Annotated in this window: 1 protein-coding gene; it reads left to right on the top strand. The window is 47.0% G+C overall.

Features of this window, described 5'->3' with window-relative positions:
- The first annotated feature begins 63 nt into the window (after positions 1-63).
- A complete protein-coding gene (locus ACI7RC_RS27720) occupies positions 64-999 on the top strand; it encodes a tyrosine-type recombinase/integrase (protein ID WP_408111381.1) in 936 nt (311 codons plus the stop codon).
- Positions 1000-1124 lie beyond the last annotated feature (125 nt).

Below are 1124 nucleotides of genomic sequence, written 5' to 3'. Positions count from 1 at the left end.
TGTCGTACAATGTTTGTTGTACGTCACATGAAAGGAGAAGGCTTGCCGGTGATTGAAAATAACATGCTTTCAAGAGACTTAATGCATCACATCGAGCAGGGAGGCTGCACAGACGAACAAATCGTCAACATGTTTTTAAGCGTATGTACACACTCAAGGTACACCCTGCGGAATTATAAGCGAGCCATTGATCACTTTCGCAGATTCGTTTTACCAAAGTCGTTGCACGAGGTAACCTGGAGAGATATCGAAGCGTATAAAATAGGTTTGACAAGAGGAGTAAACAGTGTAAGCCAAACGCCGCTGGCGCCCGCCTCCGTAGCCAGCCTGCTGGCGCCGCTGCGCTCGTTGTACAAATGGGGCAGCGACCCTAATGTAAAGTTGTTTACTCACAATCCGACTACTTGCGTGCGAAGTCCCAGGATTTACGTTACCAGCAAAAATCACTATTTGACCCGGCGCGAGGTTGTGCTTTTTTTAAAACAGCTAAAAGCCCAGGGAGAGCGGGATTACCTTATTGGATTAACGCTTATCATGCTCGGATTGCGGGTGTCGGAGCTGACCTCTATCCAATGGGGACATTTTCACACCGATCCGGCTGAAACCTCGATATGGTTAACCGTGGCACAAGGCAAAGGTGGGAAAGAGCGGGAAGTAAAAGTCCCTCCAAAATTTTGGGAATTATTCAAGGAGTTCTCGCAGACTTTAGGTGCTGTGCAAGACCAGCGAGTGTTTCCCGTGTCGGTCAGACAGGTCGAAAGAATTATCAGAAAGGCGCGCGATAATTGTCATCTGGGCAAAAAAATAACGCCTCACTGGCTTCGTCATACAAACGCGACACTGGCCCTGCTGCACGGCGCGTCCTTGCAGCAGGTGCAGGCAAACCTTGGGCACGCCCATCTTACTACAACGCAGCGATATCTTCACACAGTGGAACAAATGCAAAAGGCGGCCCCCGACTATGTGGAAAGCTGTCTGCATGAAGCCATTCACATGTAAAGATGTACTTGAATCAACCGAAAGCGGTTGAATCCACTGTTACACCTATCTATAATGATTGTTAGATTTTAAATTTTTTTATCTGTTTTTGTAGATTTTTGACGTACAACAAACATTGTACGACA

The sequence above is a fragment of the Brevibacillus sp. B_LB10_24 genome, assembly GCF_046036945.1.
In the GTDB taxonomy this organism is placed as follows: domain Bacteria; phylum Bacillota; class Bacilli; order Brevibacillales; family Brevibacillaceae; genus Brevibacillus_C.
Note: the sequence above shows the minus strand (reverse complement) of the source record. Positions and strands in the feature narration are given on the sequence as shown.

What these genes read in the sequence shown, in the direction of transcription:
- ACI7RC_RS27720 (WP_408111381.1), top strand. Translation starts at nt 64, where the DNA reads ATGCTTTCAAGAGACTTAATGCATCACATCGAGCAGGGAGGCTGCACA.